Source organism: Lamprobacter sp., assembly GCF_034860625.1.
In the GTDB taxonomy this organism is placed as follows: Bacteria; Pseudomonadota; Gammaproteobacteria; order Chromatiales; family Chromatiaceae; genus Lamprobacter.
The window spans coordinates 1-1912 of record NZ_JAYESN010000427.1; the positions used below are offsets into that span (position 1 = coordinate 1).

Genomic DNA, 1912 nt, shown 5'->3' on the forward strand with positions numbered 1-1912 from the left:
AGTCCGCAACCCATACTATGGACTTACAGTCCATAGTGATTGATTTTGGCTGTGTGCGGTTGTCAGAAAATTCACGCAACGATTCCTGAAGGAGCCCGATGGATGATACTCCGCCATCGCCATCGGCCATTCGTATGGTGGCCCGATGAGGGCCACGATCTTGGGCTGCTAGTGGTCCAGAGTGAAAATCTTGAGGCAGGTTTCATTCATGCTGCGAGAGGTTTGCCTTCATAGGTCCAGCGGAACGGCTTGGCCAGTGTGCGGTTGAAGAAGTCGATGAAATCGCAGATACGCTTCTCCAGATCCTCTACCGACGTGAAGTTGCCACGGCGTAGGACTTTGCGCGCCAGGATGGAGAACCACATCTCGATCTGGTTCAGCCAAGAGGCATGCTTGGGGGTGAAGTGGAAGACGATACGGTGACTCGGATCGCTAAGGAATGCGGTGCGCGTGGCCATCGATTCGAGGATGCCACTGCGGCCCTTGACGCCGAGATCACCGCTGAAGCCGATCGCCTCGGCGACGAGCCGCACGACCTCCTCGGAGCAATGGATGTTGAGGTTGTCCATGACCAGGTGCCACTGTGTTGCCGCCGTGCGCTGGGCGAACAGGGCGGTGAGGTAGGCGGCGAAATCCTCCGCCGTGCGGGTTGGGCCGATGTGGTGGAAGACCTTTCCCGTGACCACGCAGAAGGTAGCGATCAGGGTCAACGTGCCGTGGCGGATGTACTCGAATTCCTGACGTTCGGCACGCCCGGGGCGCACGGGCTTGGTCGGCGCGGCCCGCTCCAAGGCCTGCACGCCGGTCATCTCGTCGATGCTGCAGGTCTCGATGCCCTCGGCGGCGCGCTGTGGTGCGCGCCGGTAGGTCTCGCAGACATCGTGACAGCGCTCGGTGAAGTCCCCGTCGCGTGGGGTATTGATCCACCCTTCAACACGATGGGGCTTGAGATCGACCTCGCGCAGGAAACGCCCGATGGAGTGCGCAGAGATGCACTCAACGATCCCGCGCTCGATTGCCTCCGCGGCCAAGTCCGGATAGGTCCAGCGCGTGAGTGTCACCCCCTCGCGCACCGGGGTCTCGCAGGCCAGCGCGATCAACGCGCAGATCTGCTCGGGAGTGAAGGTCGCTGGCGTGCCCGGGCGCGGCTCATCGCAGAGCCGCTGTTCCAGGCGTTGATCGCCACGCTCGCGCCAACGTCGGCGCCAGCGTTGAACCAGTGAGCGACTCACCTGCAAGGCCGCAGCTGTCTCGCTCACGCCACGCCCGGCGTCGGCTTGAAGAATGATCCGCGCCCGGATGGCGAGCTGTTGCGGCGTTTTGTGCTGACGAACCAACGCCTGCAGTTGCGTGCGTTCTCGATCGGTGAGGGAGATCCGCCCGACCTGCCAACCGAAAATTACCCAAAACCCTTGGTTTCCGGCAGTATATAAACAACACCGCCCGCCTCGGTAAACTTGCCTTGTATCATAGCCTTGAAGAAATCCGTTGGGACATTGATACAGCCGAACGAAATACGATTATCAAGCGGCGTTGGAGTGCCTAAGCGTTCCGCTCGGCGGTCTCGGGCTAAGCCCTTAACGACCGCATGCATGGATAGGGATTGTTTGTAGTCAAGCCAGAGTATTTCCTTGCCTTTGTGATTGCGGCCAATGACTGAAACAAAGCGACCAGCCGGCGTCGTACGCTCTGCGGGCAGAATACTCGACAAAGGCTTATCACCAATGCCCGGCGGGGAGTGATCACCTTTTGCGTGCCCAAGCAGGACGGGCGCGGCCCCATAAAACTGTCCGACTGCGTCAAATACGTAGACCTTAGCGTTTACCTTATCGACAATTGCGAACGGCATGTTGAGATTGTCTTTCGTGCTGACAATCCACTGCGCCATATCCCTTGTCCTACGCGATGCACT

Annotated in this window: 1 protein-coding gene and 1 pseudogene; both read right to left on the reverse strand. The window is 59.6% G+C overall.

What is annotated here, in order from left to right; translation table 11 throughout:
* Positions 1 to 206: 206 nt before the first annotated feature.
* Positions 207 to 1337: an IS630 family transposase gene (locus tag VBE63_RS28415; RefSeq protein WP_323686337.1), complete on the reverse strand. Its 1131-nt coding sequence runs from the start codon at positions 1335 to 1337 to the stop codon at positions 207 to 209.
* Between the two features lie 62 nt (positions 1338 to 1399).
* Positions 1400 to 1912: pseudogene (locus tag VBE63_RS28420) on the reverse strand (L,D-transpeptidase); the annotation flags it as partial.